Source organism: Lentzea sp. NPDC054927, from assembly GCF_053610285.1.
On record NZ_JBSGXZ010000001.1, the window covers coordinates 459,430 to 486,418 of the forward strand.

General features: G+C 69.2%; 25 protein-coding genes. 12 read left to right on the top strand and 13 right to left on the bottom strand.

The genetic code is table 11. The annotated features are described in order from the left end of the window. Window positions 1-8 precede the first annotated feature (8 nt). Together ACWGE0_RS02255 and ACWGE0_RS02260 are read right to left on the bottom strand one after the other, a co-directional pair. The gene (locus ACWGE0_RS02255; RefSeq protein ID WP_452259057.1) at window positions 9-779 is read right to left on the bottom strand and encodes a 2-keto-4-pentenoate hydratase; all 771 of its coding nucleotides are present in this window, start codon (window positions 777-779) and stop codon (window positions 9-11) included. Continuing rightward, on the bottom strand, window positions 773-2,245 hold the full coding sequence (locus ACWGE0_RS02260; protein WP_452259058.1) for an FAD-binding protein: 1,473 nt from the start codon (window positions 2,243-2,245) through the stop codon (window positions 773-775). The genes ACWGE0_RS02255 and ACWGE0_RS02260 overlap by 7 nt, the downstream gene beginning before the upstream one ends. 132 nt (window positions 2,246-2,377) lie before the next feature. Between ACWGE0_RS02260 and ACWGE0_RS02265 the strand changes: the two genes are divergently transcribed. From ACWGE0_RS02265 to ACWGE0_RS02285, 5 genes are read left to right on the top strand one after another with little or no spacing between them, the layout of a single operon-like run. Then, a complete protein-coding gene (locus tag ACWGE0_RS02265) occupies window positions 2,378-3,949 on the top strand; it encodes an FAD-dependent oxidoreductase (RefSeq protein WP_452259059.1) in 1,572 nt (523 codons plus the stop codon). Continuing rightward, window positions 3,946-5,088, top strand: coding sequence for a Rieske 2Fe-2S domain-containing protein (locus ACWGE0_RS02270; RefSeq protein ID WP_452259060.1), 1,143 nt, complete (start codon window positions 3,946-3,948; stop codon window positions 5,086-5,088). Before ACWGE0_RS02265 ends, ACWGE0_RS02270 begins: the two co-directional genes overlap by 4 nt. Then, entirely contained in the window at window positions 5,085-5,324 is a 240-nt protein-coding gene (locus ACWGE0_RS02275; protein ID WP_452259061.1) for a hypothetical protein, read from the top strand. Before ACWGE0_RS02270 ends, ACWGE0_RS02275 begins: the two co-directional genes overlap by 4 nt. Then, window positions 5,317-6,285 (top strand): 2Fe-2S iron-sulfur cluster-binding protein, encoded by a 969-nt coding sequence (locus ACWGE0_RS02280; RefSeq protein ID WP_452259062.1) that lies wholly within the window; start codon window positions 5,317-5,319, stop codon window positions 6,283-6,285. The genes ACWGE0_RS02275 and ACWGE0_RS02280 overlap by 8 nt, the downstream gene beginning before the upstream one ends. A gap of 10 nt (window positions 6,286-6,295) precedes the next feature. Beyond that, window positions 6,296-7,123, top strand: a complete 828-nt coding sequence (locus tag ACWGE0_RS02285; RefSeq protein ID WP_452259063.1) for a MaoC/PaaZ C-terminal domain-containing protein — start codon at window positions 6,296-6,298, stop codon at window positions 7,121-7,123. Here the strand turns inward: ACWGE0_RS02285 and ACWGE0_RS02290 are convergent. From ACWGE0_RS02290 to ACWGE0_RS02320, 7 genes are read right to left on the bottom strand one after another with little or no spacing between them, the layout of a single operon-like run. Continuing rightward, on the bottom strand, window positions 7,110-8,081 hold the full coding sequence (locus ACWGE0_RS02290; RefSeq protein WP_452259064.1) for a hypothetical protein: 972 nt from the start codon (window positions 8,079-8,081) through the stop codon (window positions 7,110-7,112). The two genes, ACWGE0_RS02285 and ACWGE0_RS02290, sit on opposite strands and share 14 nt — an antisense overlap. Window positions 8,082-8,092: 11 nt before the next feature. Next, window positions 8,093-9,238 (bottom strand): lipid-transfer protein, encoded by a 1,146-nt coding sequence (locus ACWGE0_RS02295; protein ID WP_452259065.1) that lies wholly within the window; start codon window positions 9,236-9,238, stop codon window positions 8,093-8,095. After that, complete coding sequence (locus tag ACWGE0_RS02300) at window positions 9,235-9,618, bottom strand: MaoC family dehydratase (RefSeq protein ID WP_452259066.1); 384 nt, start codon at window positions 9,616-9,618, stop codon at window positions 9,235-9,237. The genes ACWGE0_RS02295 and ACWGE0_RS02300 overlap by 4 nt, the downstream gene beginning before the upstream one ends. Beyond that, a complete protein-coding gene (locus ACWGE0_RS02305; RefSeq protein WP_452259326.1) occupies window positions 9,605-10,489 on the bottom strand; it encodes a bifunctional MaoC family dehydratase N-terminal/OB-fold nucleic acid binding domain-containing protein in 885 nt (294 codons plus the stop codon). The genes ACWGE0_RS02300 and ACWGE0_RS02305 overlap by 14 nt, the downstream gene beginning before the upstream one ends. Next, entirely contained in the window at window positions 10,489-11,616 is a 1,128-nt protein-coding gene (locus tag ACWGE0_RS02310) for an acyl-CoA dehydrogenase family protein (protein WP_452259067.1), read from the bottom strand. Before ACWGE0_RS02310 ends, ACWGE0_RS02305 begins: the two co-directional genes overlap by 1 nt. Further along, on the bottom strand, window positions 11,606-12,568 hold the full coding sequence (locus ACWGE0_RS02315) for an acyl-CoA dehydrogenase family protein (protein WP_452259068.1): 963 nt from the start codon (window positions 12,566-12,568) through the stop codon (window positions 11,606-11,608). The genes ACWGE0_RS02310 and ACWGE0_RS02315 overlap by 11 nt, the downstream gene beginning before the upstream one ends. Next, entirely contained in the window at window positions 12,568-14,475 is a 1,908-nt protein-coding gene (locus ACWGE0_RS02320) for an acyl-CoA dehydrogenase family protein (protein ID WP_452259069.1), read from the bottom strand. Before ACWGE0_RS02320 ends, ACWGE0_RS02315 begins: the two co-directional genes overlap by 1 nt. A gap of 159 nt (window positions 14,476-14,634) precedes the next feature. Here ACWGE0_RS02320 and kstR point away from each other — a divergent pair, with 159 nt between their 5' ends. Then, on the top strand, window positions 14,635-15,210 hold the full coding sequence (kstR, locus tag ACWGE0_RS02325; protein ID WP_319964369.1) for a cholesterol catabolism transcriptional regulator KstR: 576 nt from the start codon (window positions 14,635-14,637) through the stop codon (window positions 15,208-15,210). Window positions 15,211-15,459: 249 nt separating this feature from the next. Then, window positions 15,460-18,777 carry an nSTAND1 domain-containing NTPase gene (locus ACWGE0_RS02330; protein WP_452259070.1) on the top strand — a complete coding sequence of 1,106 codons (3,318 nt, stop codon included), beginning with the start codon at window positions 15,460-15,462 and terminating at the stop codon, window positions 18,775-18,777. Here the strand turns inward: ACWGE0_RS02330 and ACWGE0_RS02335 are convergent. Next, on the bottom strand, window positions 18,762-19,904 hold the full coding sequence (locus tag ACWGE0_RS02335) for a phage tail sheath family protein (RefSeq protein WP_452259071.1): 1,143 nt from the start codon (window positions 19,902-19,904) through the stop codon (window positions 18,762-18,764). The genes ACWGE0_RS02330 and ACWGE0_RS02335 overlap by 16 nt on opposite strands. A gap of 46 nt (window positions 19,905-19,950) precedes the next feature. Here ACWGE0_RS02335 and ACWGE0_RS02340 point away from each other — a divergent pair, with 46 nt between their 5' ends. The 4 genes from ACWGE0_RS02340 to ACWGE0_RS02355 are packed head-to-tail and all read left to right on the top strand — an operon-like array spanning window position 19,951 to window position 23,148. Beyond that, window positions 19,951-20,520, top strand: coding sequence for a toll/interleukin-1 receptor domain-containing protein (locus tag ACWGE0_RS02340; protein WP_452259072.1), 570 nt, complete (start codon window positions 19,951-19,953; stop codon window positions 20,518-20,520). Further along, complete coding sequence (locus tag ACWGE0_RS02345; protein WP_452259073.1) at window positions 20,517-20,882, top strand: GPW/gp25 family protein; 366 nt, start codon at window positions 20,517-20,519, stop codon at window positions 20,880-20,882. Before ACWGE0_RS02340 ends, ACWGE0_RS02345 begins: the two co-directional genes overlap by 4 nt. Next, window positions 20,870-22,576 (top strand): putative baseplate assembly protein, encoded by a 1,707-nt coding sequence (locus ACWGE0_RS02350; RefSeq protein WP_452259074.1) that lies wholly within the window; start codon window positions 20,870-20,872, stop codon window positions 22,574-22,576. The genes ACWGE0_RS02345 and ACWGE0_RS02350 overlap by 13 nt, the downstream gene beginning before the upstream one ends. Beyond that, a complete protein-coding gene (locus tag ACWGE0_RS02355; protein ID WP_452259075.1) occupies window positions 22,573-23,148 on the top strand; it encodes a phage tail protein in 576 nt (191 codons plus the stop codon). The genes ACWGE0_RS02350 and ACWGE0_RS02355 overlap by 4 nt, the downstream gene beginning before the upstream one ends. On the opposite strand, the gene ACWGE0_RS02360 is transcribed toward ACWGE0_RS02355, so the two are convergent. Then, window positions 23,045-24,022 carry a phage tail sheath subtilisin-like domain-containing protein gene (locus ACWGE0_RS02360; RefSeq protein WP_452259076.1) on the bottom strand — a complete coding sequence of 326 codons (978 nt, stop codon included), beginning with the start codon at window positions 24,020-24,022 and terminating at the stop codon, window positions 23,045-23,047. The genes ACWGE0_RS02355 and ACWGE0_RS02360 overlap by 104 nt on opposite strands. 83 nt (window positions 24,023-24,105) lie before the next feature. On the opposite strand from ACWGE0_RS02360, the gene ACWGE0_RS02365 reads away from it, so the two are divergent. Further along, the gene (locus tag ACWGE0_RS02365) at window positions 24,106-24,504 is read left to right on the top strand and encodes a hypothetical protein (RefSeq protein ID WP_452259077.1); all 399 of its coding nucleotides are present in this window, start codon (window positions 24,106-24,108) and stop codon (window positions 24,502-24,504) included. Between the two features lie 9 nt (window positions 24,505-24,513). Here the strand turns inward: ACWGE0_RS02365 and ACWGE0_RS02370 are convergent, their stop codons facing one another. Both ACWGE0_RS02370 and ACWGE0_RS02375 read right to left on the bottom strand, forming a co-directional pair. After that, complete coding sequence (locus ACWGE0_RS02370; RefSeq protein ID WP_452259078.1) at window positions 24,514-26,052, bottom strand: SPFH domain-containing protein; 1,539 nt, start codon at window positions 26,050-26,052, stop codon at window positions 24,514-24,516. After that, window positions 26,049-26,969: a TIR domain-containing protein gene (locus tag ACWGE0_RS02375; RefSeq protein WP_452259079.1), complete on the bottom strand. Its 921-nt coding sequence runs from the start codon at window positions 26,967-26,969 to the stop codon at window positions 26,049-26,051. The genes ACWGE0_RS02370 and ACWGE0_RS02375 overlap by 4 nt, the downstream gene beginning before the upstream one ends. Window positions 26,970-26,989 lie beyond the last annotated feature (20 nt).

Below are 26,989 nucleotides of genomic sequence, written 5' to 3' on the forward strand. Positions count from 1 at the left end.
CAGTCACCTCACTCGAATTTCAGGTCGACAGAACCAAGTCCGGCGAACTCGGCGTGGAACTCGTCACCCGGCCGCGCGTCGATCGCCCGCGTGCACGACCCCGGCAGCACGATGTCGCCGGCCAGCAACCGGACGCCGAAGCCCGCGACCTTCTCCGCCAGCCACGCCACCGCGATCGCCGGATCGCCCAGCACCGCCTCACCACGGCCTTCGGCGACGACTTCGCCGTTGCGCCGCAGGGTGGCCGCCACCGCGCCGATGTCCAGTTCGGACGGACGCACCCGTTCGGAGCCCAGCATGAACCCGGCCGAGGACGCGTTGTCCGCGATGGTGTCCTGCAGGCCGATCTTCCAGTCGATGATCCGGCTGTCGATCAGCTCGATGGCCGGCGCGACGAACTCGGTGGCGGCCAGGACGTCCTCGACCGTGCAGCCCTCTCCTGGCAGGTCGCGGGCCAGCAGGAACGCGATCTCCACCTCGACCCGCGGATACAGGTACGCCGAGGCGTCCGCGATCCCGGCGAGTTGCATGTCGTCGAGCAGGTGGCCGTAGTCGGGTTCGTCGACGCCCATCATCTGCTGCATCGCCAACGACGACAGGCCTACCTTGTGGCCGATCACGTCCCGGTTGCGGTGCCGGACGTTGAGCAGCTGGATCTCGTACGCGTCGACCACGTCGATGTCGGGATACAGCTCGACCAGCGGCTTGATCGGCACGCGGTCGCGTTCCGCCACGCGCAGCAACTCGGCGGCCGCTTCCCGTTTCTGGATCGTCAGCACCTGGCCTCCCCTGCACCTGTTGACATGGCAGCGTGTTGCCCCGCACGGCGGCCCGAGAAGACGCAGTCGGCGAGCGCGAGCCCGCTGACGTAGGACTCCGAGCACACCCCGACGGCCGACCGGCCCGCCGCGTACAGGCCGGGAACTCCCTGCACCTGACCGGTTTCCTCGTCGACGACGAGTCCGCCGAGCGTCAGCATCGGGCACGGGTAACCGAATCCCGCGCGCACCGACACGTTGATCAGTGAATAGGGCGGCTTGCCGACCGGTTCGGGCACGCCGATTCCGGCCTTGGCCGCGACTTCCTCGATCGTCGGCGCGGTGACCATGCCGCGGCCCAGCAGGTAGCGGACCTGCCAGCGCTGGAACGGCGCCGTCTGCGTCCTGACCTGGGCGCGTGCGACAGCGAGGATGTCGTCGTCGATCAGCAGCCACGCCTTGCCGCCGCGTTCGACGATCTCACTGCCGATCGCCGCGCCGTACCGGGTCGCGTCACCGAACGCCTTGCCGTCGACGTCGACCAGCACCCCGCGTTGCAGAGCGCTGGGCGGCGTGACGAACCGCCAGACCGAGATCTTGTCCATCCGCGCGGTCTTCCCACCGGCGGCGATGCCGAGCCGGATCCCGCCGCCGTCGTCGCCGGGCGTGCCCAGCGCGAGTCCGCCGCGGTGAGCAGGAGCGTTCTCGTGCACCATCGCCCGGTCCGCGATGAAACCGCCGGCGGAGATGATCACGCCCTGGCGCGCGATCACCGTCACCGGGCGGGCGAACCGTTCCAGCCACCCGGCCAGCCCGAACAGCCTTCTGCCCAGCGGCGGGTAGTAGAGCCACGGTTTGGCGCCCGCCCTGGACAACGCCCCGTGCAGCGCCTTCGCGATCCCGGACAACGCGCGGCACCGCACACCGGTCACCCGGCCGTCCGTCGTGATCAGCTCGACAGCGCGGGTCTGCGGCATGATCCGCACGCCCGCCCGCCTGGTCGCTTCCGCCAGCCGGGTGAAAAACGCCTTGCCCGAAGTTCCCTTGGCCCTGGTCCGATGTCCGCGCGGGGCCGGGTCGGGCCAGGCGTCCTCGCTGCCGGACTGGTACAGGTAGTAGTCGTCGGTCGGGTACGAGGTCTTGAACGGGGACACGCGGGCATCGAACGGCACGCCCTGGTCCTCCAGCCACGCCAGCATCTTGGCGCTGTCCTCGCAGAACCGCCGCAGCGTCGCCTCGGACACCGCGTCCCGGACCTCGGTGCGCAGGTAGGCCACCATCGCCTCGACCGAATCGGTCACTCCTGCCTCGACCTGCTGCCGCGTTCCACCACCCGCGTAGACGACACCGCCGGACAACGCGGTCGCGCCACCACCGGCGAACCGGTCCAGGACCACCACGGACGCACCGGCCGCCGCGGCCTCGACGGCGGCGCACGCGCCGGCCGCACCGAAGCCGATGACGACCACGTCAGCGGTGACCTCCACGCAACCCTCCTGGAACAGGTTCTTGGCCAGAAACAGGTTCTTGGTGAGTCGACTTGCCTGGAACTCCTACACCATAGCGCCAAAGCGCCCCGAAACTATAACCTGTTCTAGTTCGACTTCCGGGGAGGTGCGATGTACGACGTGATCGTCGTCGGCAGCGGTGCGGCAGGCATGACAGCCGCCCTCTGCACCGCTCAACAAGGCCTGCGCACCCTGATCATCGAGAAGGCCGAGCACTACGGCGGCTCGACCGCGCGGTCCGGCGGCGGCATCTGGGTGCCGAACAACGCGGTGGTCGCCGCCAACGGCGTGCCGGACTCGCCGGAGCAGGCCAGCACCTACCTGGGGCACATCGCCGGGGAAGTACCCGCCGAGCTGCGCGAGGCGTTCCTGGACGCCGGACCCGCGATGCTCGCGTTCGTCGCCGCGCACACACCGCTGAAGTTCCGCTGGGTCCGCGACTACTCCGACTACTACCCGGAAGCGCCCGGCGGCCAGCCGCGCGGCAGATCCGTCGAGCCGCTGCCGTTCAACACGAAACTCCTCGGCGAGGAGCTCAAGGACCTCGAACCGCCGTACGTGCCGACGCCGGCGGGCATCGTGATCACCCAGACCGACTACAAGTGGCTGACCCTGATCGGCCGCCACCCGCGCGGCATCGTCACCGCCGCCAAGGTCTTCGCCCGCCGGTTCCTGCCGGGCCGGCGCCTCACCATGGGCCAGGCGCTGTCCGCCGGACTGCGGGCGGGACTCAAAGCACTGAACGTCGAGATCAGGCTCAACACCGCCATGACCGACCTGCACTACGAGAACGGCCGCGTCGCTGGCGTCCTCATCGGCGACCGGCTGATCACCGCCAAGCACGTCGTCCTGGCCGCGGGCGGGTTCGAGCACAACGAACGCCTGCGCAAGCAGCATCAGGACATCGGTACGGAGTGGACAGTCGGCGCGAAGGCCAACACCGGTGACGGCATCGAGGCCGGCATGCGGGCGGGCGCGGCCGTCGGGCTGATGGACGACGCCTGGTGGGGCCCGTCGGTCCCGCTGCCCCGCGGCCCGTTCTTCCTGCTCGCCGAACGCTCGCTGCCCGGCTCGGTGCTGGTCGACAAGACCGGCCGCCGGTTCGTCAACGAGGCGGCGCCCTACATCGACGTGGTCAACGCGATGACCGGCGACACCTGGCTCGTCTTCGACCACACCTACCGCGGCCGCTACCCGTTCTGCGGCATCCCACCGCGCCGCCCGCTCCCCCGCCGCTGGAAGGAATCCGTGCTCACGGCCCCCAGCCTCGAAGAACTCGCCCAGGAAGCCGACCTGCCGGAACTCATCGACACCGTCCGGCGCTTCAACACCCTGGCCGTGGACGGCAAGGACGAGGACTTCCACCGCGGCGACAGCGCGTACGACCGCTACTACGGCGACCCGCGCAACCACCCGAACCCCAACCTGGCACCGCTGACGACCGGCCCGTTCTACGCGGTCAGGATCGTGCCCGGCGACCTCGGCACCAAGGGCGGCCTGCGCACCGACACCCGTGCGCGGGTGCTGCGCGAGGACGGTTCGGTGATCGACGGCCTGTACGCGGCCGGAAACACCAGCGCTTCGGTCATGGGCCACACGTACGCGGGCGCGGGCGCCACCCTCGGACCGGCCATGACGTTCGGTTATCTCGCCGGTCTCGACATCTCTGGAGGCATGTCATGACGCAGGACGCCGTACGCACGATCGACACCGGCGCACCTCCAGCGCGGTTCGCGCGCGGCTGGCACTGCCTCGGACTGGCCAGCGCCTTCCGCGACGGCAAACCTCATGCGGTTGAGGCGTTCGGCACCAAGCTCGTGGTGTTCGCGAGCGAGGACGGCAAGATCAACGTGCTGGACGGGTACTGCCGGCACATGGGCGGCGACCTCACCCAGGGCACGGTCAAGGGCAACAACATCGCCTGCCCGTTCCACGACTGGCGCTGGGCGGGCAACGGCAAGTGCGTCGACATCCCTTACGCCAAGCGGGTTCCGCTGCGGGCGCGCACCCGGTCGTGGATCACGATGGAGGAGAACAAGCAGCTCTTCGTGTGGAACGACCCGCAGGGCAACCCGCCGCCGGAGAACGTGACGATCCCGCGCATCGAGTCGGCGTTCAGCGACGAGTGGAGCAACTGGACCTGGGACTCGGTGGTGATCGAGGGCGCGAACTGCCGCGAGATCATCGACAACGTCGTCGACATGGCCCACTTCTTCTACATCCACTTCGCGTTCCCGACCTACTTCAAGAACGTGATGGAGGGCCACGTCGCGTCGCAGTACCTCACGACGCGGGGACGGCCGGACGTGGCGATGGGCTCGAACTACACCGGTGACGTGGAAGTTCGTTCGGAGGCCGCCTACTACGGGCCGTCGTACATGATCGATTATCTGTGGAACGACTACAAGGGCCTCGAGATCGAGACCGTGCTGATCAACTGCCACTACCCGATCACGCCGAACTCGTTCCGGCTGCAGTGGGGCGCGATCGTGAAGAAGCTGCCGGGTGTCGACGACGTGCACGCGGACAAGATCGCGGCCAAGTTCGCGCGCGGCATCGGCGTCGGGTTCCTCCAGGACGTGGAGATCTGGCAGAACAAGACGCGGATCGACAACCCGTTGCTGTGCGAGGAGGACGGGCCGGTCTACCAGCTGCGGCGCTGGTACGAGCAGTTCTACGTCGACGTCGAGGACGTCAGCGACGACATGACGCGGCGCTTCGAGTTCGAGGTCGACACGAGCCGGGCGATCGAGGTGTGGGAGAAGGAGGTCGCCGAGAACCTGGCCAGGCGGGAACCGGCGCCTCAGGAGTCGGCCACGTGAACGAGCGGGACGAGTTCCTCGTCGGTGGCATGGGGCCGGTGAGGTGCGACTGCGGGAACCGGGTGCTGGTCAAGAAGAACAGCCCGCAGCACACGAGCGTGCAGTGGCTTTCCGACACTCGCGACTGCCCCGAGTTGTGCGGGCCGCGGTCGGCGTTCGTGCCGACGTGCCTGCGGCTGCGGGACAGCATCGAGAAGGCCGTGCGCGACGGCACGCTGGAGGTCGCGGATGGCTGAGGTGCACCGGGTCCGGGTCGACGAGGTGATCGAGGAGACCGCCGACGCGCGCTCGTTCGTGTTGTCGGGAGTCGATTTCACGCCGCGGCCCGGCCAGTTTCTCACCGTGCGGGCGGGCGAGGTCGCTCGGTGCTACTCACTGTCCAGCGCGCCGGGCGAGCCGTTGAAGATCACGGTCAAGCGCACGCCGGACGGGTACGGCTCTGCGTGGATGTGCTCCGAGGTGCGGCCTGGCATGGAGCTGGACGTGCTGGCGCCGGCCGGGGTCTTCACCCCCAGTTCGCTGGACGGCTCGCTGCTGGCGTTCGCCGCCGGTAGCGGGATCACGCCGGTGATGTCGATCATCAAGACCGTGCTCGCCCAGGGATCGGGCAGGGTCTTCCTCTTCTACGCCAACAGGGACGAAGGCTCGGTGATCTTCGCCCGCGAGCTGGACGAGCTGTCGCGATCCTGTCCGGATCGGCTGGTCGTCGTGCACTGGCTGGAGTCGGTGCAGGGGTTGCCGCACCTCGGCGCGTTGCGGGCGTTCGTCCAGGACTGCGACGAGGCGTTCGTGTGCGGGCCGGGACCGTTCATGGAGGCCGCCCGCAAGGCGTTGCGGGACGTCAAGGTCGTGCACGTCGAGAAGTTCGTGTCGCTGTCCAGTGATCCGTTCGCCGAGGTCGTGCCGGTGGCGGACGATCGACCGGACGCCGTGGTCGAGGTCTCGCTGGACGGCGAGGAGCACCGGTTTCCGTGGCCGGCGCGGCAGAAGTTGCTCGACCTGTTGCTGGAGAAGGGACTCGACGCGCCGTACTCGTGCCGCGAGGGTGCGTGCAGCGCGTGCGCGTGCCGGTTGGTCGAGGGCGAGGTCAAGATGCTCAACAACGACGTGCTCGACTCCGAGGACATCGCCGAGGGCATCGTGCTGGCGTGCCAGTCGGTTCCGGTCACCGACACGGTGAAGATCACCTACGAGTGAGGAGTGCTTGATGCCGATCGATCCGGACGTCGCGATCGGGGCGGAACTTCCAGAGATCAAGTTCTCCTGGACGCACTCGGACGTGCTGCTCTACCACCTGGCGCTCGGCGCCACCGAACTCCAGTACGTCTACGAGCAAGGTCTGCGAGTGCTGCCGACGTTCGGCGTGGTCGCGCCCCGGTTCCACGAGACCGCGCCGCCCGCCGTGTCGTTCCCCGGCGTCGACATCGACCTGGCCCGCGTGCTGCACGGCACGCAGGAGATCACCGTGCACGCTCCCCTCCCCGCCGAGGGCGAGGCGGTGCTGCGGACTCGGATCGCGGACGTGTGGGACAAGGGCAAGGCCGCGGTCATCGTGCAGGAGTCCACGGCTCTCACGCCGGACGGGACCGCCCTGTACACGACCAGGTCCAGCATCTTCGCGCGCGGCGAGGGCGGGTTCGGCGGCGAGCGCGGGCCGTCCGGCAAGGTCGAAGTGCCCGAGCGCGAACCTGACGTCGTGATCGAGACGCCGACCTTGCCGCAGCAGGCCTATCTGTACCGGCTTTGCGGTGACCGGAATCCGCTGCACGCCGATCCGGGCTTCGCCAGGGCAGCCGGGTTCGACCAGCCGATCCTGCACGGGCTGTGCACGTACGGCGTGGTGTGCAAGGCGGTGATCGATGCGCTGCTCGACGGGCCGGAGCAGGTGCTGTCATTCGGGGCGAAGTTCGCGGGCGTGGTGTTCCCCGGCGAAACCTTGACCACACGAGTGTGGCGTGAGGGTTCACAGCTGGTGCTGACAACGTCCGCCGGAGACCGTGCTGTGCTCGCGGACGCGGTGCTCACCACGGTGTGACGGCTTCGGTGCCTTCGTTCCAGCGCCAGCCCGGCTGAGTCCCCTGCAGGTGCACGCCGCCGATCCACCGGTCGATGCCGTTGATCGTGACGTGGTCCGCGGCGCCCGCGAGCACCTGCGCCCCGGTGTCGGTCAGACCGAGGCGGGTGTGGCGGGTGATCCGGTCGCTGTCCGCGGTGAGCAGCGGCACGGGCGCGTGCACCATCCGTTCCATCGTCAGGAAGCACCAGGTGTCACCGAGGTACGGACGCGTTTCCCTCGCCCAGACGCGGACGAACGCCGTGCCCGCGTCGGCCGCCCCGCCGGCGACGGCGGCCAGCACGCGCCGTTCGGTGAGCGCCAGACCATCCCGAGTGGACGGATACTCCCGGCAGAGCCGGTCGAACGCCTCACCCAGGAACCGCAGCTCGCCCGAACGACTGGCGGCGATGGCGGCGAGTCCTTCCGGGGTCGGCGCCCGGAAGACGGCCCACGCCCCGACGGCCAGCTCCAGCGCAGCAGGAGTCAGGACGGCACACGCGTTCGTCTCGGGCAGCTCGCGCAGTTGCTCCGCCGTGAGCTCGCCGAGACCGCCGAAACGGGCGATGCCGGGGTACTCGCCGATGCAGATCAGGGTGATGTGCCCGGCCGGGACGCCCAGGCCGGCGAGGCGGTCCAGGATCTGGATGATCTGCAGCTGGTCGTACAGGTCCGCCTCGAACCACAGCACGTACTCGCCGTCCCGGCCGGCCTCCAGGATCCGGTCCCGTTCGGCGAACATCGCCGAACCCTCCGCCCGGTCGTCGACGTCGCTGTCCGCGAGGAAGCCCGCTCTGATCCGGCGGAGTTCCTCGGGCCCCACCGCAGGCACCGGGCCCTCGTGCAGGGAGTCACGCCAGTACAGGACGTGCTGCGCGAGGCCGGTGCCCGGGATGTCGGTGCTGTCGCCATTGCTCACGTGCAACGCGGACTCGGTCATGGTCCGCCAGATTAGGCCTCCCGGCCCAGTATCAGGCCGCTCGTCGGCACGCCGGTCCCTGCCGTGACCAGGACGTGGTCCACACTCGCGACCTGGTTCACCGCGGTGCCGCGCACCTGCCGGACGCCCTCGGCGATGCCGTTCATGCCGTGCAGGTAGGCCTCGCCGAGCTGGCCGCCGTGCGGGTTGAGCGGGAGCGAGCCGTCGAGTTCCAGGGCGCCGGACGCCACGAAGTCCTTCGCCTCGCCCTTCGCGCAGAAGCCCAGCTCCTCCAGCTGGACCAGCACGAACGGCGTGAAGTGGTCGTAGAGCACGGCGACGTCCACATCGGACGGACCGATGCCCGACTTCTCCCACAGCCCGCGCGCCACCACGCCCATCTCGGGCAGGCCGGTCAGGTCGTCGCGGTAGTAGCTGGTCATTGTGAACTGGTCGGCACTGCTGCCCTGCGTGGCGGCCTTGACGTGCGCGGGCTTGTTCGGCAGGTCGCGGGCGCGTTCCGCCGAGGTGACGACCAGAGCGACTCCGCCGTCGCTCTCCTGGCAGCAGTCGAGCAGCCGCAACGGTTCGGCGATCCATCGGGAGGCCTGGTGATCTTCGAGGGTGATCGGTCGTCCGTGGAACCACGCGTGCGGGTTCGTGGCAGCGTGCTTGCGGTCGATCACCGCGATCCGGCCGAAGTCCTCGGAAGTCGCGCCGTACTCGTGCATGTACCGGCGGGCGAACATCGCGACCATCGCACCCGGTGTGCCCAATCCCATCGGGTACGACCAGCTGTTGTCGATGTTCGCGGCGGCCGCGGTCTGGACCTGACCGAACCGGTGGCCCGACCGTTCGTTGAACGCCCGATAGCAGACCACGACCTTCGCCGCGCCGGTCTCGATCGCCATCGCGGCCTGCTGGACGGTCGCGCACGCCGCCCCGCCGCCGTAGTGGACGCGGCTGAAGAACGTCAGCTCCGGGATGCCCAGCTCGCGCGCGACCGCGATCTCGGCGTTGGTGTCCATGGTGAAGCTGACCAGGCCGTCCACATCGGACGGTTCGAGCCCGGCGTCTTCCAGGGCTGCCCTGACGGCCTCGGCGGCCAGCTGGAGTTCGCTGCGCCCCGAGTCCTTGGAGAAGTCCGTCGCGCCGATACCTGCGATCACGGCGTTCATGCCGGCACCTCGATCTTCACGGTGCCGGTGACGTGGTCGCCGTGCCCGGTCCTGCCGACGACCTCGATGGTCAGGTCCTGGTCTTCGCGTCCGATGACCTGGCCGAAGAACTTCAGCGTGTCGTAGGCGTAGCAGGGCGCGCCGAGCCGGATGTTCACCTGACGCACCAACGCTTCCGGGCCGGCCCAGTCCGTGACGTACCGCTGCACCAGACCGGTCGTCGTGAGGATGTTGATGAAGATGTCCTTCGAGCCGCGCTGGATCGCCAGGTCGCGGTCGTGGTGGACGTCCTGGAAGTCGCGCGTGGCCAGCGCGGTGCTGATCACGAACGTGGGCGTGGCCTCGACGTGCCACTCGGGCAGGGAATCACCGATCCGCACGGGGCCTCCAGCTCGGCATCGTCAGCTCGTCGTCGACCTTGGTGAACACGACCTCGACCGGCAGCCCGATGCTGGGCTCGCCGGCCAGTTCGCCCAGCATCCGCACGCCCTCGTCCAGTTCGATCAGGGCGATCACGAACGGGGTCTGCTTGCCGGGCACCTGCGGGTGGTGGTGCACGACGTAGCTGTAGACCACGCCGTACCCGTCCGAGACGAGGTACTTCGGTTTGGTGGCACCGCATTCCGGGCACATCGGGCCTGGTGGATGCCGCAGCAACCCGCAACCGCCGCAGCGTTGGATGCGCAGCTCGCCTTCTCGGCAGCCTTCCCAGAAGTACTCGGTGTCGCGGTTGACGGAAGGCCGGATCGCCTGTGCTTTCGGAGGTTCCTGGGCCGCTTCCCGCTTCTCCGCCGGCCGGAACTTCAGCACCCGGAACCGCATCTCCGCCACCGGCTCGTCGCCGACCCACCAGGTGCTCCTGGTCGTGACGAACCAGCCCTCGCCCAGCCCAGTCTTCTTCGGGCCGGTCACGTCCTCCAGACTCGTCGTCACCGACAGGTGCTCGCCGACCTTGAGGTAGCGGTGGTAGGTCTGGTCGCTGTTGGTGGCGACCACGGACGTGAACCCGGCCTCGTCGAGGATCTTCATCATCGCGCCGAGCGGGTCGTCCAAAGTGCGCTGGCCGTGCAGTCCGGCCATCGTCCACACCTGGACCATCGCGGGCGGTGCGACCTCGGTGTAGCCGGGGTGCTGGTCGCCGATGGCCTCCAGCCAGTTGTTGATCATCGGCAGGTTGACCGGGTCGCGTGCCAACCTCGGCGCGCATTCGCCCTTTTCCGCGATGCGTGCGGCTTCTTTCTCAACGTCGATCATCGCACCACCCGAGGTAGGCCGAGCCCGATGCTGGTGATGAGCTCGCGCTGGATCTCCTGCACTCCCCCGCCGAAGGTCAGCACGAGGTTGCGCCGCGCCTGGACGTCCAGCCACCGCACCAGTTCCGCATCGGCGCCGTGGCGTCCGACCAGTTCTTCGAGCAGGCGGCCGATGCGCTGGGTCCGGTCCGCGGCGAACACCTTGGTCGCCGAAGCGTCCGCGACCTCCACCTCGCCGGCCGCGACCTGCCAGTTCAGCAGCTCGTTCACCCGATGCACCGCCCGTGCCTCGGCCAACGCCCGTTGGACGTCCGGCAGGTCGAGGAGCTGGCGTTCGGCGGCCCAGGCATGCACTCGCTCGATCAGCGCGCCGATCCTGCCGGACGGGCCGAGCATCACGCGTTCGTGGTTGAGCTGGGTGGTGATCAGCCGCCAGCCCTTGTTCTCCTCGCCCACGCGCATGTTCTCGGCCACGCGGACGTCGTTGTAGTAGGTGGCGTTGACGTGGTGCGCGCCGTCGCAGGTGATGATCGGCGTCCAGGAGTAGCCGGGATCCTCGGTGTCGACGATGAGGATCGTGATGCCCTTGTGCCGCGAGTCCGGCGCCCCGGTGCGGCAGGCCAGCCACACGTAGTCCGCGTCGTGGCCGCCGGTCGTGAACGTCTTCTGCCCGTTGACGATGTAGTGATCACCTTCGCGGACGGCCTTGGTGCGCAACGCGGCCAGGTCCGTGCCGGCGTCCGGTTCGGTGTAGCCGATGGCGAAGTGGATGTCGCCCTTGAGGATGCGCGGCAGGAAGAAGTCCTTCTGCTCCCGCGTGCCGTACGCCTGCAGCGTCGGCCCGACCGTCTGCAGCGTCACGTACGGCAGCGGGACGTCCGCGCGGGCGGCCTCGTTGACGAAGATCTGCTGCTCGATCGGCCCGAACCCCTTGCCGCCGTACTCCTGCGGCCACCCGACGCCGAGCCTGCCGTCTTTGCCGAGCCTGCGCACCAACGCGCGGTAGGTCTCGCCGTGCCGTTCGGTGAGCATCGCCTCGCGTTCCCCGGCGGACATGAGGTTCGCGAAGTACTCGCGCAGCTCGTCCCGGAGCTTGAGCTGCTCGGCGCTGAGGTCAATGAACATCGATGACTCCCAAGCGGTGCTCCACTCCGCCGACGAACCGCGTCAGCTCCTTGGCCATGCCGTAGTACCGGTGCATCGGGTAGGTGATGTCGAGGCCGAGACCGCCGTGCAGGTGGTGGCAGGTGTGCACGGCCGGCATCGCCTCGGCCGCGAGCCAGTAGGCGGCGGTGTCGAGGTCGTTGTCGTCGAGGCTCCAACACGCCGTCAGTGCGGCCAGGTGTAGGGTGCGGGCGGCGATGTAGACGTCCGCGACCTGGCACGCCGCCGCCTGGAAGGTCGACAGAGGCTTGCCGAACTGGTGCCGGGTGCCGACGTGCTTGACGGTGAGGTCCAGGGCCCCGGCCAGGACGCCGTCCGCGACCGCGCACGCTCCCATCAACGCGAACCGCCGCAGGTCCTCGGCCGCGCCCGCCAACTCCTGCCCTCGGACACCGTCCAGGTGCACGGTTCCGTCCGATGTGGACACACCGGGTTGCGCGGGATCGATGATGAACACACCAGCGTCGGTGCTCACGAGGATCCGGTGTGCCTCCGCGGCGTGCGGCACGTTGATCTTCACGCCGAAGATCCCGTCCGGACCCGCGGTGGTGCTCGGACGGGCGGGCAGCGGCGCGGACGGCTCGCTCAACGCCGCCGTCAGCACGCCGTGTTGCTGAGTCACCAACGGGAGCAGCTCGTCCTGCTGTTCCGGAGTGCCGTGTCTGACGATCGGCAGCACGCCCAGCGCCAGCGTGGCCAGCGCCGGAACGTCCACCGCCCGGCGCCCGATCTCGGTGAGCAGCACGGCCGTCTCCAGCACGCCGAGCCCGTCGCCGCCGAGCCGTTCCGGAACGGCCAGGGCCAGCAACCCCGCCTCCCCCAGGGCTTTCCAGGGCGTGTCGCTCTCCCTGCCCAGCACGTCGGCCGCCAGCGCGGCGATCTCCCGCTGGGTCTCGTCGAGCTGGAAGTCCATCACGTCTCCCTCGGTAGACCGAGAATTCGTTCTCCGGCGAGGTTCATCAGCACTTGCGTCGTGCCGCCCGCGATGCTCAGGCACCGAGTCAGCAGGAACTCGTGGACCAGCTCGTTGTCGGCGGCCGCACGCGGTCCGAGCAGTTCGACCGCGAACTCCGCGACGTCCTGTCGTTGCCGCACGCCGACCAGCTTGCGCACGCTGGACTCCGCGCCCGGCTCTTGCCCGCTCAGCACCCGCAGGCTCGCCCTCAGGTCCAGCACCGACACCGCGAGTCCCTGCGCCACCAGCTCACCGAGTCGTTCCGGATGTTCAGCGGCCGCCGGTTGCCGCAGAACCTGTTCCAGTGCATCGCCGAGCGACGACCCGCGTCCCATCGCGACGCGTTCGTTGGCGAGGGTCGTGCGCGCCAGCCGCCAGCCGTCGTTCACCGCGCCGACCACGCAGTCGTCCGGCACGAACACGTCGTCCAGGAAGACCTCGTTGAACCGCGCGTCGCCGGTGATCTCCCGCAACGGCCGCACGTCCACGCCGTCGGAGCGCATGTCGACCAGGAAGTACGTGATGCCCTTGTGCTTCGGCACCTCGGTGTCCGTGCGGGCGAGACAGATCGCCCAGTCGGCCTGGTGCGCGAGCGACGTCCACACCTTCTGCCCGGTCAGCCGCCAGCCGCCGCCCACCTTCAGCGCCTTGGTGCGCAACGACGCCAGGTCCGACCCGGCCTCCGGTTCGCTGAACAGCTGGCACCAGGTGAGCTCCCCGCGCAACGTCGGCCGCACGAACCGTTCCTGCTGCTCGGGCGTGCCGTGGCGGAGGATCGTCGGTCCCGCCCAGGCCCCGATGATCAGATCCGGCCTGCGCACCCCTGCTCGCGCGAACTCGTCGTCGATCACCATCTGCCTGGCCGGGCTCGCGTCCTGCCCGAACGGCTTCGGCCAGTGCGGCACCAGGAACCCGCTGTCCGCCAGCCGTTCCCGCTGCTGCGCGGCGTCCAGTCCGGCGATCTCCTCGGCGAACGCGCGCACCTCCTGGTCGCGTTCGATCTCGACCGAGTGGGACCTGCGCACGCCCTGGAGTGCCAGTTCGGCGACCCGCCGGCGCCAGTGCGCGACCCCACCCGCGAGCTGCTGCAACGCCAGCGCCCGGCGCAGATAGCGATGCGCGTCGTGCTCCCACGTGAACCCGATGCCGCCGAGCACTTGGATGCAGTCCTTGGCGTTGCGCACCGCGGCATCGAGCGCCACCGCCGCCGCGACCGCCGCCGCCAGCGGATGTTCGTCCTCACCGACCGAACTCGCGGCGTCCCACGCCACCGAACTCGCTTGCTCGGACCGGCACAGCATCTCGACGCACAGGTGCTTGATCGCCTGGAACGAGCCGATGACACGCCCGAACTGCTGCCGCTGTTTCGCGTACTCGACGGCGGTGTTCAGGCACCACGCCGCCACCCCGCTCGCCTCGGCGGCCATCAACGTCACCGCGAGGTCCGTCGGATCAGCCACGGCCTCTCCTGGCGCGTTGACCACCACCGACCCGAGCGAACGAGACAGGTCAACGGCTTCGAGGCCGGTGACCGTCACCTGCTCGGCCGGTACGAGCATCCACGTGTCCGTTTTGAGCAGCAGATGTGTTGCCTCAGCAGCACCGACGACGTGCTGTGGCGAAAATCCCAACCCGGCGATCCCGTCAAACTCCGGAAACAGCACCGAAACCAGCGCCGTGGGCAGCAACGGCCCCGGCACGAGGTTCTCCGCCGCCCGCTCCAGCATCACCGCGAGATCGGCGACCGTGCCGCCCTCCCGCGTCACCTCGAAGAACCCGACCCGGACGAGATCAGCCCACTCGCCCTTGGCCGCGTCCACACTGTCCCGCAACGCTCGTTGTTCACCGGTCGTGGCGATCGGCATGCGGCCTCCTCCAGTACGTGAAGAAGTTTATAGAACGTGTTCTAATTCGAGCAACAGATCATGGCCGCGAAACCGATCGAGTATCATGAGAGGGCAGCTGCAACACGTTCCAGGAGGATCATCTCCGTGTCACCTTCGAAGTCGCGCACGGACGCGCTCATGGCGGGCGAGGAGCTCAGCTCCGCGGCCCAGCGCGAGCGCCGCAAGCGGATCGTCGACGCGACCATCGCGCTGGCGTCCAAGGGCGGGTTCGACGCCGTCCAGATGCGCGCCGTGGCCGATCGGGCGGACGTCGCCCTGGGCACGTTGTACCGCTACTTCCCGTCGAAGGTCCACCTGCTCGTGTCGAGCCTCGCGGTGGAACTCGAGCGCGCCCAGGAGAAGATGGACCGCACCACGGTCCCCGGTGACAGCCCCTACGAGCGCGTGCTGTTCGTGCTCGGCCGCATCACCAGGGGCCTGCAGCGCAACCCGCACCTCACCGAGGCGATGACGCGCGCGTTCACCTTCGCCGACGCCTCCGCGGGCGCCGAGATCGACCGCGTCTCCTTGCTCATGGAGTCGATGTTCACCCGCGCGATGAGCGCCGAGGAACCGACCGAGGAGCAGAAGGCGATCGCCCGCGTCATCGGCGACGTGTGGCTGTCGAACCTGGTCGCCTGGGTCACCCGCCGCGCCACCGCCACCGACGTCGCGAACCGCCTCGAACTCACGGTCCGCCTGCTGCTGAAGTAACCGGCCTAGTGTCCTGAGTCGCAAGGTCGCAGCCAGTCATCCCGTCTGGCTGGGTGGCGTCTGCAAGTACCGCCAACTCTTGATCAGATCGCCTGTAACTACACCCAACAAGCAGGTCTGCGGTCCGTGACCGCCGGAGCAGGCCGGTCGGTCGGGTGTAGTTACACGCCCGATGATCTTGAGTTGGTGGTACTTGCACACGCCACAAGCTGACCGTGAACCAGCGACTCAGGACACTAGGCTGGGCGGGTGCAGCGGATCCGGGTGTTCCTGTCGTCTCCTGGCGACGTCGCCGACGAGCGTGCCATCGCGCTCGAGGTCCTCGACCGCCTGCCGTACGAACCGGCGCTGCGCGGACGCGTGGCGATCGAGGTCGTCGCGTGGGACAAGCCGGGTGCCGGCGCGCCGATCCTCGCGACGGGCACACCGCAGGCGTCGATCGACAGCGGGTTGCCGCGGCCACGGGACTGCGACGTCGTCGTGGTGCTCTTCTGGGCCCGGATGGGCACCCCGCTGCCGTTTCCCGAGTACACGCGTGCGGACGGCCAGCCCTACCTCTCGGGCACGGAGTGGGAGTTCGAGGACGGTGTCCGCGGCGGCGCGCAGGTGCTGCTGTATCGCCGCGACGCCGAGGTGATGATCAGTCTCGCCGATCCGCGGCGGGCGGAGAAGCAGCAGCAGTACGACCGGGTCCAGGACTTCTTCGCACGCATGCGAGACCCGGTGACCGGCGCGATTCTGCGGGGGTACAAGGAATACACGGCTCCCGAGCACTTCCGCGACGAGCTCACCACCGACCTGCGTGAGGTGCTGCACCGGCTGGTCGTCGGTGAGGCCAGGCAGGACACGGGACCGCGCTGGCAGGGTTCACCGTTCCCCGGCCTGCGCTCGTTCACGCCGGCGGACGCGCCGATCTACTTCGGACGTGGACGGGAGACCGACGAGCTGGTCAGCCGGGTGGACGCCAGCCGGTTCGTCGCGGTGGTCGGCGCCAGCGGGTCGGGCAAGTCCTCACTGGTCGGCGCCGGGCTGATCCCCCGGCTGGCCGCGCGCGGGTGGACGGTGCCCTCGCACACCGGCAACCAGTGGATCGGGCCGCGCTTCACTCCGGCCGAACTGGGCGACGACCCGTTCCTCGCGCTCGCCGTGAAGCTCGGCGGGATCCCGCGCGAGGTCGTGCGCGACCTGCGGGCCGGCCACCTCGCCCAGCACATCACCGACGACACCCTGATCTTCGTCGACCAGTTCGAGGAACTCTTCACGACCGTCGCGCCCGAGCACGTCGAGCCGTTCGTCGCACTGCTCGCGAACCCTGGCCCCGCCCACGTCGTGGCGACCGTCCGATCCGACTTCTACCACCGGTGCGTGGAGATCCCCGCCCTGGCGAAGTTGCTGGAGACCGGCCAGTTCCCGTTGTCCACGCCCACCGACACGCTGATCGACATGATCGCCAGACCCGCCGCGTGCGCGGGCCTCGACTTCGACGAGGGCCTGCCCGGCCGAATCCTGGACGACGCCGGCAAACAACCCGGCACCCTCCCCCTGCTCGCCTACACCCTCGACGAACTGCACCGGGTCTGCCCCGGCACGCTCACCCACCACGCCTACGAACGACTCGGCGGCGTGGCGGGCGCCATCGGCACCCGAGCCGAGGACGTGTTCCAGCGCAAGCTCGACGACGCCACCCGCGCCACCTTCGACGCGGTGTTCCGCGAACTCGTCGACATCGACGAACACGGCCACGTGGCCCGCCGCCGCGCCGCACTGTCCACTGTGGCCGGCTCACCCGCCGCCGAACGGCTGATCGACGTCTTCGTCGAGGCCCGCCTGCTGGTCCGCAGCGCGGAACCCGGCCAGGAACCCGTGGTCTCCGCCGCGCACGAGGCGTTGTTCGGCAGCTGGAACCGCCTGCGCGAGTGGATCGAAGTGGGCCAGGACGACCTCGTCCTGCTGCGCCGCGTCCGTGCCGCCGCCCGCGAGTGGGACGAGGCCGACCGCGCGGACGCCTACCTCTGGCAACACGAACGCCTCGAACCGGTCTACGAGATGATCTCCCGCCTGCAGCCCGCGATCGACCCGGTGCTGCGCGACTTCATCGAGTTCGAACACGTCCGCCTGCTGACCGAGTTCACCTCCCCCGCGCTGGAGGGCTACCGGCGCCAAAGCATCGCCGACCGCCTGTGCGTCATCGGCCTGCAGGCAGTGCCGGAACTGCTCGACGCCATGCTCGACGGCGCCCCGGCGGTCCGGACCGCCGCCGCGGCCGCCCTCGCCCGGCTGGCCCCGGCGTCGATCCTCGGCCTGGTCGAAGCGGCGGCCCACCACCCCGACGCAGACGTCCGCCTCGCCGCCCTCAGTGCGTTGCGCCAGACCACAGACCCGCACGTGGTGCCGGCACTCGGCCATGCGCTGCACGACCCCGACGACCGCGTGCGCTCCCTGGCCAGCGGCGGCCTCCGCGCCATCGGCGGCGCCGAAGCCCAATCCATCCTCGCGGCCGCCGCAGGAGATGCCGACGTCGACATCCGGTGGCAGGCCGTCGGCATGCTCGGCGCGTTCGGCGAAGCGGCCGTCAACCCCTTGCTCCTCGCCATGCGCGACAACGACGTCCGCGTGCGCACCGACGCACTCCGCGCCCTGCAAGCGATCTGCGCCGACGCACCCGAACCGTTGATCAGCGCCCTGCACGACCAGAACGCGAGCATGCGCGCGGCCGCCACCGAAGTGCTGGGCACGCTGGACGAACGCGCGATCCCGGCGTTGCTGGCCGCCCGCGACGACCTCGACGACGACGTGGTCTGGCGGGTGCGCGACGCACTGGACGCCTTGGGCCACGCCGATCCAGTCGACGAGTTGATCGGCAACCTGCCAGACACCGTCGACGCGCTGGTGCGGCACGGTGAGGAAGCGGTCGCCCCGTTGCAGGCCGTCCTCACGTCGCTGCGGCCCAGTGAAATGCGCGTCGCTGCCGCTCATGCGCTGCGCAGGCTCGGCGATGCAGGCACCCATGCGCTGGTGGCGGCATTGCACGACGAACGCCCGCAGGTCTGGCTCAGGGCGATGGACGCGTTGAAAACGTGGCCGGGATCGTTCTCCGACATACTCGATCTCCAGGGGCGACCGCACGAGGCCGCCGTCGCCTTGCTGCTGGCCGACGAACACGGTTACGGCGTGACGATGCTGCGGAACGCGGATTTGCCCACTCGCAGGGTGTTCGCGGCGACGCTCTCGGCCTGGCCTTCTCACTACGTGAACAGCCGGTTGGTAGAGCTGCTGCAAGAACAGGACACGGCTGTTCCTGTCCTGGCCGCGCGCAGTGTCGGGGCGATCGGCGCGGAGATGCTGCCGCTACTCGCCCCGCTGGTGAACGACCCGAACTTGCAGTATCCGCTCAAGCTCGCGCTGCAAGCGATCGGAGCCGAAGCCGTGCCGTGGCTGCTCGACCTCGTATCCGGACCCGACGAGCAGGCACGAGAGCTGGCCATCGACGTGCTGAGCGACATCAGCGGCCAGGCGGCCGTCTTCGGGCTGGTCGAACGCGGCATCGAGCTTCAGCCGAGGAAGTAGACCACCCGGAAGAACGACTGCCCTCGCGCCACGGTGATCCCGCACTCGGCGATGATCTGGTTCGCGTCGCGGCTCTCGTCCGGGTTCGCCGCGTCATCGCAACGCACGGAGTAGGCCTCGGCAGGGGTCTCGCCCTCCAGCACCCCGGCCCGCCACAACAGTCCGAGGAACTCGTCCAACGCGCTTTCGATCCGCTGGAACAGGCCCTTGTCGTAGGAGTCCTCGAAGATCGCCCAACTCGTGCCCGCGACGATGTTGCGGCCGATGAAGTTCATCAACCTCCGCCGGTTCAGGTATCGCCAGGCCGGATCGCTCGACATCGTGCGCGAACCCCACACCCGGATGCCGCTCGCCATGGACACCAGACAGTTGATGCCCCACGGGTGGAGCAACTCCTGTTCGGCCTTCGTCAGGTCCTGTTCAAGCCCGAGCACACCCTGAAGTTCCAGGTTCGCGGCTTGGCGCTGCGGTCCGCGCAGCAGATCGGAGCGTGCGTAGGCACCTGCCACGTGCCCACACGGTGGCGCGGACACGATCCCGGTGTGGTCGATGACGCGCAGCCACGGGTAGTACAGCGCCACGTACTTCGAGTCGTAGCCGCGCGTGGTTCGCCAGTCCCTGACCTGCTGCGCGCTGAGCCCTTGCGGCGGGTCGATGATCGCGATGCGGTCGCCCATCAGCTCGCAGTGCGCGAGCGCCCCAAGCCGAAGAGAGTGCGCGAGCTCGTCATCGCCCGTCACATCAGGCACACACACCGTGGAGATGTCGTCGATGCGCTCCAACTTGGTGAAAACCTCGTAGAGATCTTCGTCCTGCGGAACGATCCAACATCCCGTGCCGCCGTTCTGGAAGAAACCCTGCACAGCGCGTGGGAGGTGCATTGTCTCGTCGGAGATGTCCCAGAACTGGCGGCGGTAGGCGTCCCAGCTCGTCACGTAGGTCGGATCGGTGTGGTCGTGGCGTGCTGGACGGCCGATGAACGCGGCGATCGAGTGCTCAGCCAGCCACTTGGTGTCGTTCGGCTTCAACGGCCGTGGCGGCTCGTACGGACGACGCAGCTGCGGATTCGTCCACGAACCGGCGTCCACCTCTTCGATGTAGACGCCGGGACGCATGTAGGTCGGCACGCGCACATCGTGACAGTTCGGCAGCCGGCGCGTCATGATCTCGGGCGTGCGCGTGTTCCTCAGCCATCGGACCGAGAGCGAAGGCCCGCTCGCCCAGCGGTTGTCCGCCGACCTCGAGCGGCACGGTGTCGCGACCTGGATCGCGCCCCGCGACATCGACCCCGGCGTGACGTGGCCGCAGGCGATCGAGGCCGGGTTGCAGTCGTGCACGCACGTGGCCGTGCTGGCGTCGGAGCAGGCGTTCCAGTCCAGGGCAGTCCAGCAGGAGCTGCAGATCGCCGAGATGCTGCAGATCGACGGGCACGTGGTGCTGGTGCCGTTGCTGGTGGCACCGGTCGAGCTGCCGTTGTGGCTGCGGGTGACGCAGGGCGTGGACTTCACCGGACCGTACGAGCAGGGGTTCGACGCGCTGGTCAGGATGCTGCGGCGGATGCCGGTCGCGGTGCGCAGCGAGCCGGTGGTCTACCACCGGGTGCGGCGTGGCGACCGGATCGACCTGCTGGCACACCGGTATCTCGGCGCGTCGCAGGACTGGCGGCTGATCGCCGACGACAATCCCGGTCTCGACGTGTCGGCGCTCGTGCCCGGCACGCTCGTGGCGATCAGGAGGCGGTGACGGTGGCTGGCCTCGGCTTTCCGCTGCGACTGGACGCGCGCGGACGGATGACCGTCGTCGCTGGCGGGGCGGCGATCGAGTCGTCGCTGGCCGTGCTGTTCGGCACGGTCGCGGGCGAACGGGTGATGCGGCCGGACTTCGGGGTGCGGCCGGACTGGACCGAGCAGGAGCTGCCGGACCGCGTGCGGGAGCTGATCGCCGCGCACGAGCCGCGGATCGAGGTGGCCGGGCTGGAGTTCGACGACCTCGCCCAGCAGTGGGGCACGCGCCGGCTCGGGTGGGCGGTGGTGCGGGTGGAGTACGTCGTGACGGCCACCGGCGAACGCGGCATGTTCGAGGGGCGGTTCGAGTGGACGCGCTGAACGCGGACGGGCGGTTGCCCGTTCCGTCGCTGGACGACCGGCGCTTCTCCGACCTCGTCGACCAGGCGATGCGGCTGCGCGCCCAGCTCTGTCCGGAGTGGACGAGCACGGAACCGGGCGACCCCGGCGTGGCGTTGATCGAGATCTTCGCGTTCCTCACCGACCAGCTGATCTACCGGCTCAACCAGGTGCCCGACCGGCTCTACTCCACGTTCCTGAACATGGTCGGCGTGCGCGGCCGACCGGCCGGCGTCGCGAGCACCATGGTCGCCTTCGGGCTCGGGTCGCCCAACGACCAACCGGTGCACATCCCGGCCGGCACGAGCGTCGCCACCGTCCGCACCGACGACTCCGCACCTGTCGAGTTCCGCACCGTCGCCTCTGCGGTCGCGCCGGCCGGACGTCTCGCCGGCGACGCCACCCGCACCGAGGAGTGGACGTATCTCCCGTTCACCGGCGGAGCACCGAACGCGCTCGTCTGGGTCAAGTTCGCGGACAACGCGGACGTCGAGCTCGACTGGGAATCCTCGACCAGGGACGGCTGGTCGGCCGCGTTCTCCGAGAACACGTTCGTCCACATCGGACCGGACTGGGACGGCCGCCAGCTCAGGTTCAGGCCGGTGGTGAGCCGCCTGGACATCCCGCTGGTGCAGGAAGCGCACTGCTGCGGAGTGTCCGTGCTGGCCGAACACGGGACACGGGTGACCGGGGAGGAGCTCGGCACCGGAACCGGTCGGCCGCGGCAGCGTCTGCGCACCCGCCAGGCCCCGGTGGTGCCCGGCGAGCACCGGGTCCGCGTCGGCGGTGCCGAATGGGCCGCGGTGGACTCGCTGGTGGATTCATTCGGTGACGACCGGCATTACGAGATCGACCGCAACACCGGTGAGGTCCTGTTCGGCGACGGCGCGCACGGCGCGGCTCCCGCGGCCGGCGAGCAGATCGCGATCGACTACGTGGCCGGTGGCGGCACGGCCGGCAACGTCGCCGCCGGAATGATCACGGTGTCGAAGGCATCGGTTCCCTTCGTGTCGTGGGTGATCAACCGCTCGCCCGCGCTCGGAGGCATCGACCCGGAACCCGTCGAGGAGGTGCGCGCCAAGGCACCCGCGCTGCTGCGGTCAGGATGGCGGGCCGTGTCGGCCGCCGACTTCGAACGACTGACCCTGGAAGCCACCCCGGAGGTCGCCCGCGCCCGCTGCCTCACCGACGACGACGGCGGCGCGCGAGTCCTGGTCGTGCCATCGGTCCAGGTCGACGACGACTTCGCCGACCTGCTCATCCACAACCCGGTGTTCGAAGCGGTCGGCTCGTACCTGGAGGAACGCCGGACCGTCGGCACGCGCCTGGTCCTCGAACCACCGATGTACCGGGGCGTCGTCGCGTCGGCAACCGTGACGAGGTCGGGCTACGAGCCGATCGACCGGCTGCGCACCCGTGCCGCCGAGGCGGTCCGCACCTACCTCCACCCGGTCACGGGCGGACGGGACGGCCGCGGCTGGCCGTTCGGCCGGTCCCTCGTCGCGGGTGAACTCTTCGGCGTGCTGCTGAACGTCGCCGGTGTCGAACTGGTCGAGGAAGTGCAGCTGTTCCACTGGAATCCGATCAGCGGCGACCGCAGCGGCCCGGACAACTGGATCGGCCTGCCGCCGCACGCACTGCTGTGGCCCGGTCCCCCGGAGATCGAGTTCCGATGACCACACCACCCCGCATCACCTCACTGGTGCCCCGCGGCATGCTCGACGACTGGCTGCTGGTGAAGTTCACCGCGATCTTCGACGAGCTCGTCGACGGCGTCGCCACGCAAGTGGACGACCTCGCGCTGCTCACCCATCCCGCACTGGCACCCGACGCGATGGTCGGCTGGCTGTGCTCCTGGCTCGGCTGGGACCTCGCCGGCTGGCCGTCGGCCGACGCCGGGCGACGGCTCCTGCGTGACGCCGGCGAACTGCTCACCTACCGCGGCACCGCACGCGGCATCCAGCGCCTCGCCGAGGTGCTCGGCGGGGCGGACGTCACCGCGGTGGACGTGGTGGATCCCGGCAGCACGTCGATCGGCCCGCCCGGTGACACCAGTCATGATCGGCAGATCACCGTCCTGGTGCACGGCCCGATCGCCACCACCTGGACCCAGGACGACCTGGGTCGGTTCGAGCGGCTCATCCTCAGTGATCTTGCGGTTGGCCATCCTGCTCAGGTTCTGTTCCGGTCACCGACCACGTCCCCTCCGGATGGTCCAGAACGAGGGTCAGCGGATACCCCTTCGTGATCCGCCCGTCGAGATTGACGTGGATCCGCCAGCGATCCGAAATCAGCGGCTCGCACCGAACCGAGAACGCACCGTCAGGTTGGCCGGACAACGACCTGATCTCGTGGGCGATGGCCTCTTCCAGGTCCACCGAATACTCGATCGACCCGCGCAGTCGTGTCACCGCGGATTTCAGGGCGGCCAGCAGCCGCACGGTGGAGGCGCGGAACAGCCACGCTTCGCTGGACAGGGTGCGCGCCCCGGCGGTCCGGATGCCCCAGCCGGGCAACGCTCGCAGCACGCTCACCCCGACCTGCTGGAGAACCCACTGCTCGTCCGGCGCGACATCGGTGGCGACGTCCACCACGTCGATCAGCTCGATTCCACCCACCGAGGCGCAGACTCCCTCGTCGCGCGCCACCCGCGCCCACGCCCCCGCGACGTGCCCGCACGGCGGAACCCACCCGTCGCCCGCCCGGATCCACGGGTAGTACAGGACCGCGTTCGGGCTGTCGATCGCCAGCACGTGTGTTCGCCAGACCCGCGCCTGCCTCGGGTCCCGGCCAGGCGGGCTGTCGAGCACCGCGATGCTGCCCCGCCGCTCGCACTCCGCGACGACCTGCCGTTGAGCGTCAAGCCAGTACTGCGCGTCCTCGTTCATCCCCGGCTCGGCCAGGCCTGGGAAGCACACCACGTCGGCGTCGGGCATCGCCTCCAGCGCCGCGGGCAGGTCGTCCGGCTCGTCCAGCCGAACGAGCTCAGCCGGGCCGCCACCGTTGGCGAACCAGCCCCGCAGCACGCCTTCCAGCACCTCGGCACCGCTGAACGACCACATCTCGTAGGCGTTCTGCATCCGCCCGAGTGGGCCGCTGAACGTCAGGAAGACTCCGCGCATGACCTGATCGTCCTCAGGAATGACCCGCGCGTCACCCCGGCGAATGATGCCAGCGCATTCCCCGCCGCAATAACGTCTGTCCTGTGAAGACGCTCATCGTCCTGGCCGTGCTGGCCGTCATCGGTGGCGGAACGGTGTTCCTGGTGAACCAGTCCGGCGGCTGGTCCACGCTGACCGGCAAGGCCTGGGCCATCACCTACGAGGTGCGGGCCCAGCCAGCCGACACGGCCGTGGACCTGACCTACACCGAATCGCCGGACCGGTACCGCAAGCAGACCCCGGAGACCGTCACGATCTCGAAGCCGCTGCCGTGGCAGCTCGAGGTCGTGATCAACGCCGGCGAGAAGGCGAAGGTCGAGGCCACGCCCAAGGGCGACCAGGTGCTGACGTGCCGCATCCTGCTCGACGGGATCAAGGAGCTGGCGACCGCGACCGCGAAGCCCGGCCAGAAGGTCAGCTGCGAAACGGTGACCACCGGCTGACCGGCCACCTCACCGGGTTTGCTCGTCCTCCTCACCGGGCTCCAGTTGCGGCGGCGGGTCCTTCTGGATGTTCGCCAGCGTCTGGTTGATCATCTGCTGACCCACCACGAGCGGCAACGCGCCGTTGGCCGTGGCGCCGTCGGTCACGATGCTCGGCGTGTTGAAGTCCTTGAGCTGTCCGAGCGACTGGAGCAGCACCTCGGACTGCACGCCCAGCACGTTGGCCCTGGCCTCCATCTCCGCCACCGGAACAGTGGCCCGTTCCTTCTCCGTGTCGATCTTGGTGCTCTCGATCTCCTTCGTCAGCTTGGCGTTGTCCAGCTCGTGCTCCAGCGTTGCCCGCCTGTCGCGTTCCTCGGCCTTCCTCCGCCGGCGCGCGTCCAGTTCCGGGTCCTCGCACTCGAAGTCGCTGAGGGTCGTCCGCCCGGCCTCCACGCCCCACTCCGTGAGCGCCTCGGCGACCTTCGACTCCAGCTCCATCCGCACTTCGTTGAGTCCCTCGATGAACTGCAGCACCTCGTACTCCGACGCACAGCTTTCGAAGTAGCCCTTCACGGTGCGGCCCAGCACGCGTTCCACGAACCGCTGCACGGGTGCGGGACTCTGCACGTCGCCGAGGCCCGTCATGTCCCGGTCTTCACCGAACCGGCGCACGAGCAGCGGTGCCGCCTTGGCCGGGATGCGGATGATCTGGGTCATCGTGAACAGCAGCCGGTTGCCCTCGACGTTGGCCACGATCTGGTCCAGCGCGGCGTCGTAGCGGTCGGCGGACTTGGTGTCGCTGCGCTGCCAGTCCAGCGTCAGCTCGCGCGTCGGGATGATCACGACGCGGGCGAACCACGGGTTGATGCGGTAGACGCCGCCGTGGGGCAGCGTTTCGGCCTGCGCGCCGCGGCGGCCGCCGCCTGCCAGGAACTCCCAGGGCTTCTGGAAGCTCGCGTGGCCCGCCACCACCGGGCCGACGGTCTTGTCGTCCTCGTCCGGTGACTCGCCCACCTTGGCGATGACGACCCCGGTGGCGCCCTCCGGGATGCTGATGTCCATCAGGTCGGAGCGGGTGAGCTCGTCCTTCTCGTCGTCACCCAGCGTTTCGGTGGTGATGACGTCGAACAGCGCGGGGTTGATGTCGTAGTAGGCACCACCGGGCAGCACCATCGACTGCTTGCCCATCTGACCACCGTTCAGCAGGAACTCGCGGCCGTCCTGGAAGTAGTCGCAGTCGACGTGCCGGCACAGCGTGAACTCGACCGGCGGCACCGCACCGACCTTCGCGATCACCAGCCCGATCGTGCCGGTGGGGACGTAGGTCCTCTCGACGTTGCGGACCCGGAACAGCAGCGGCGGCAACAGGTAGCGGCGGTCGGCCTGCAGGGTGGCGGCCTGCACGCCCTGGCCGCCGTGCACCCGCACCGGGTACCTCTCGCTCTTCAAGCCACCGAACCGCTTGTACACCAGGCCGATCTTCCCGGTCGGCACCGACTGGTAGCCGGTCAGCGCCACCACCGCGGCCAGAGCGATCACCAGAACGACAAGCATGAAAAATGTCATCGGACACCGTTGTTCCGCAGTCGGGTGTGCACGGTCATGACCGTGTCGGTCCATTTGTCGTGCCAGCTCTCGAACCGTTCGAGCTGGGGGTTGCGCATCGTCGGGAAGAAGCCCGGCGGGAAGAAGTCCGCGCCGACGAGTTCCTCGTACACCGGGGACACCTCACCCCGCAGTCCTTTCCACCCCACCGACAACGCCAGCGCGAGGAAGTCCCGATGGCGGCCGGGTGGTGCGCCTGGCGGCGGTCCGGGATGCCTGGCCTGCTGCACCGCGAACCCCTGCTGGGCGAACTTCGACCAGAGCGCGTCGATGTCGGCGAGCAGGCCGGTGGGCAGCTTGGCGCCGTCGGTCCGGCGCAGCCATCCCTTGTCGAGTCGTTGCGCGGCGTCCAGCAGCAGCGACGTCGTCAGGATGTCGGCGTGCGCGAGCTGGCCTTCTTCCAACGCGTGCCGCAACTTCCGCAACGAGGTCTCCGCCGGCACCGACGCCACCGGGACGACCGGGCTCGGCCTCGGCACCGGTGGCGGTGCCCCCTCCAGCAGCTCCCGCAGGTCGTGGATCTCCTGCGGACCCGGCAGCCGCCCGTCCCGTGCGTCGAAGAAGCTGGTGGAGGCCAACAGGAAGTGCCGCTGCCCGCGCAGCAGGATCGGCAGGAACGGCCGCCCGTACCGCTGCCCCTCGAGGATCTCCCGCTCGACCCACTCCGAGCGCTCGGACGCGGGCGACATGATCACGATGATCCCCGGCGCGGCGGACAGCTTGTCCCGGATCTCGACGGGAACCCTCGCGCCCCAACGAAGCTTGGCGTCGAGCCAGACCGGTAGCGCGGAGGCCTCCAGGTGCTCCGCGAGCCGCTTCACGTAGGCCGCGTCAGCCTGCGTGTAGGAGAGGAAGAATCCGGGTGGTCCAAACGACATGCGCGCAAGCTAGTCACGAC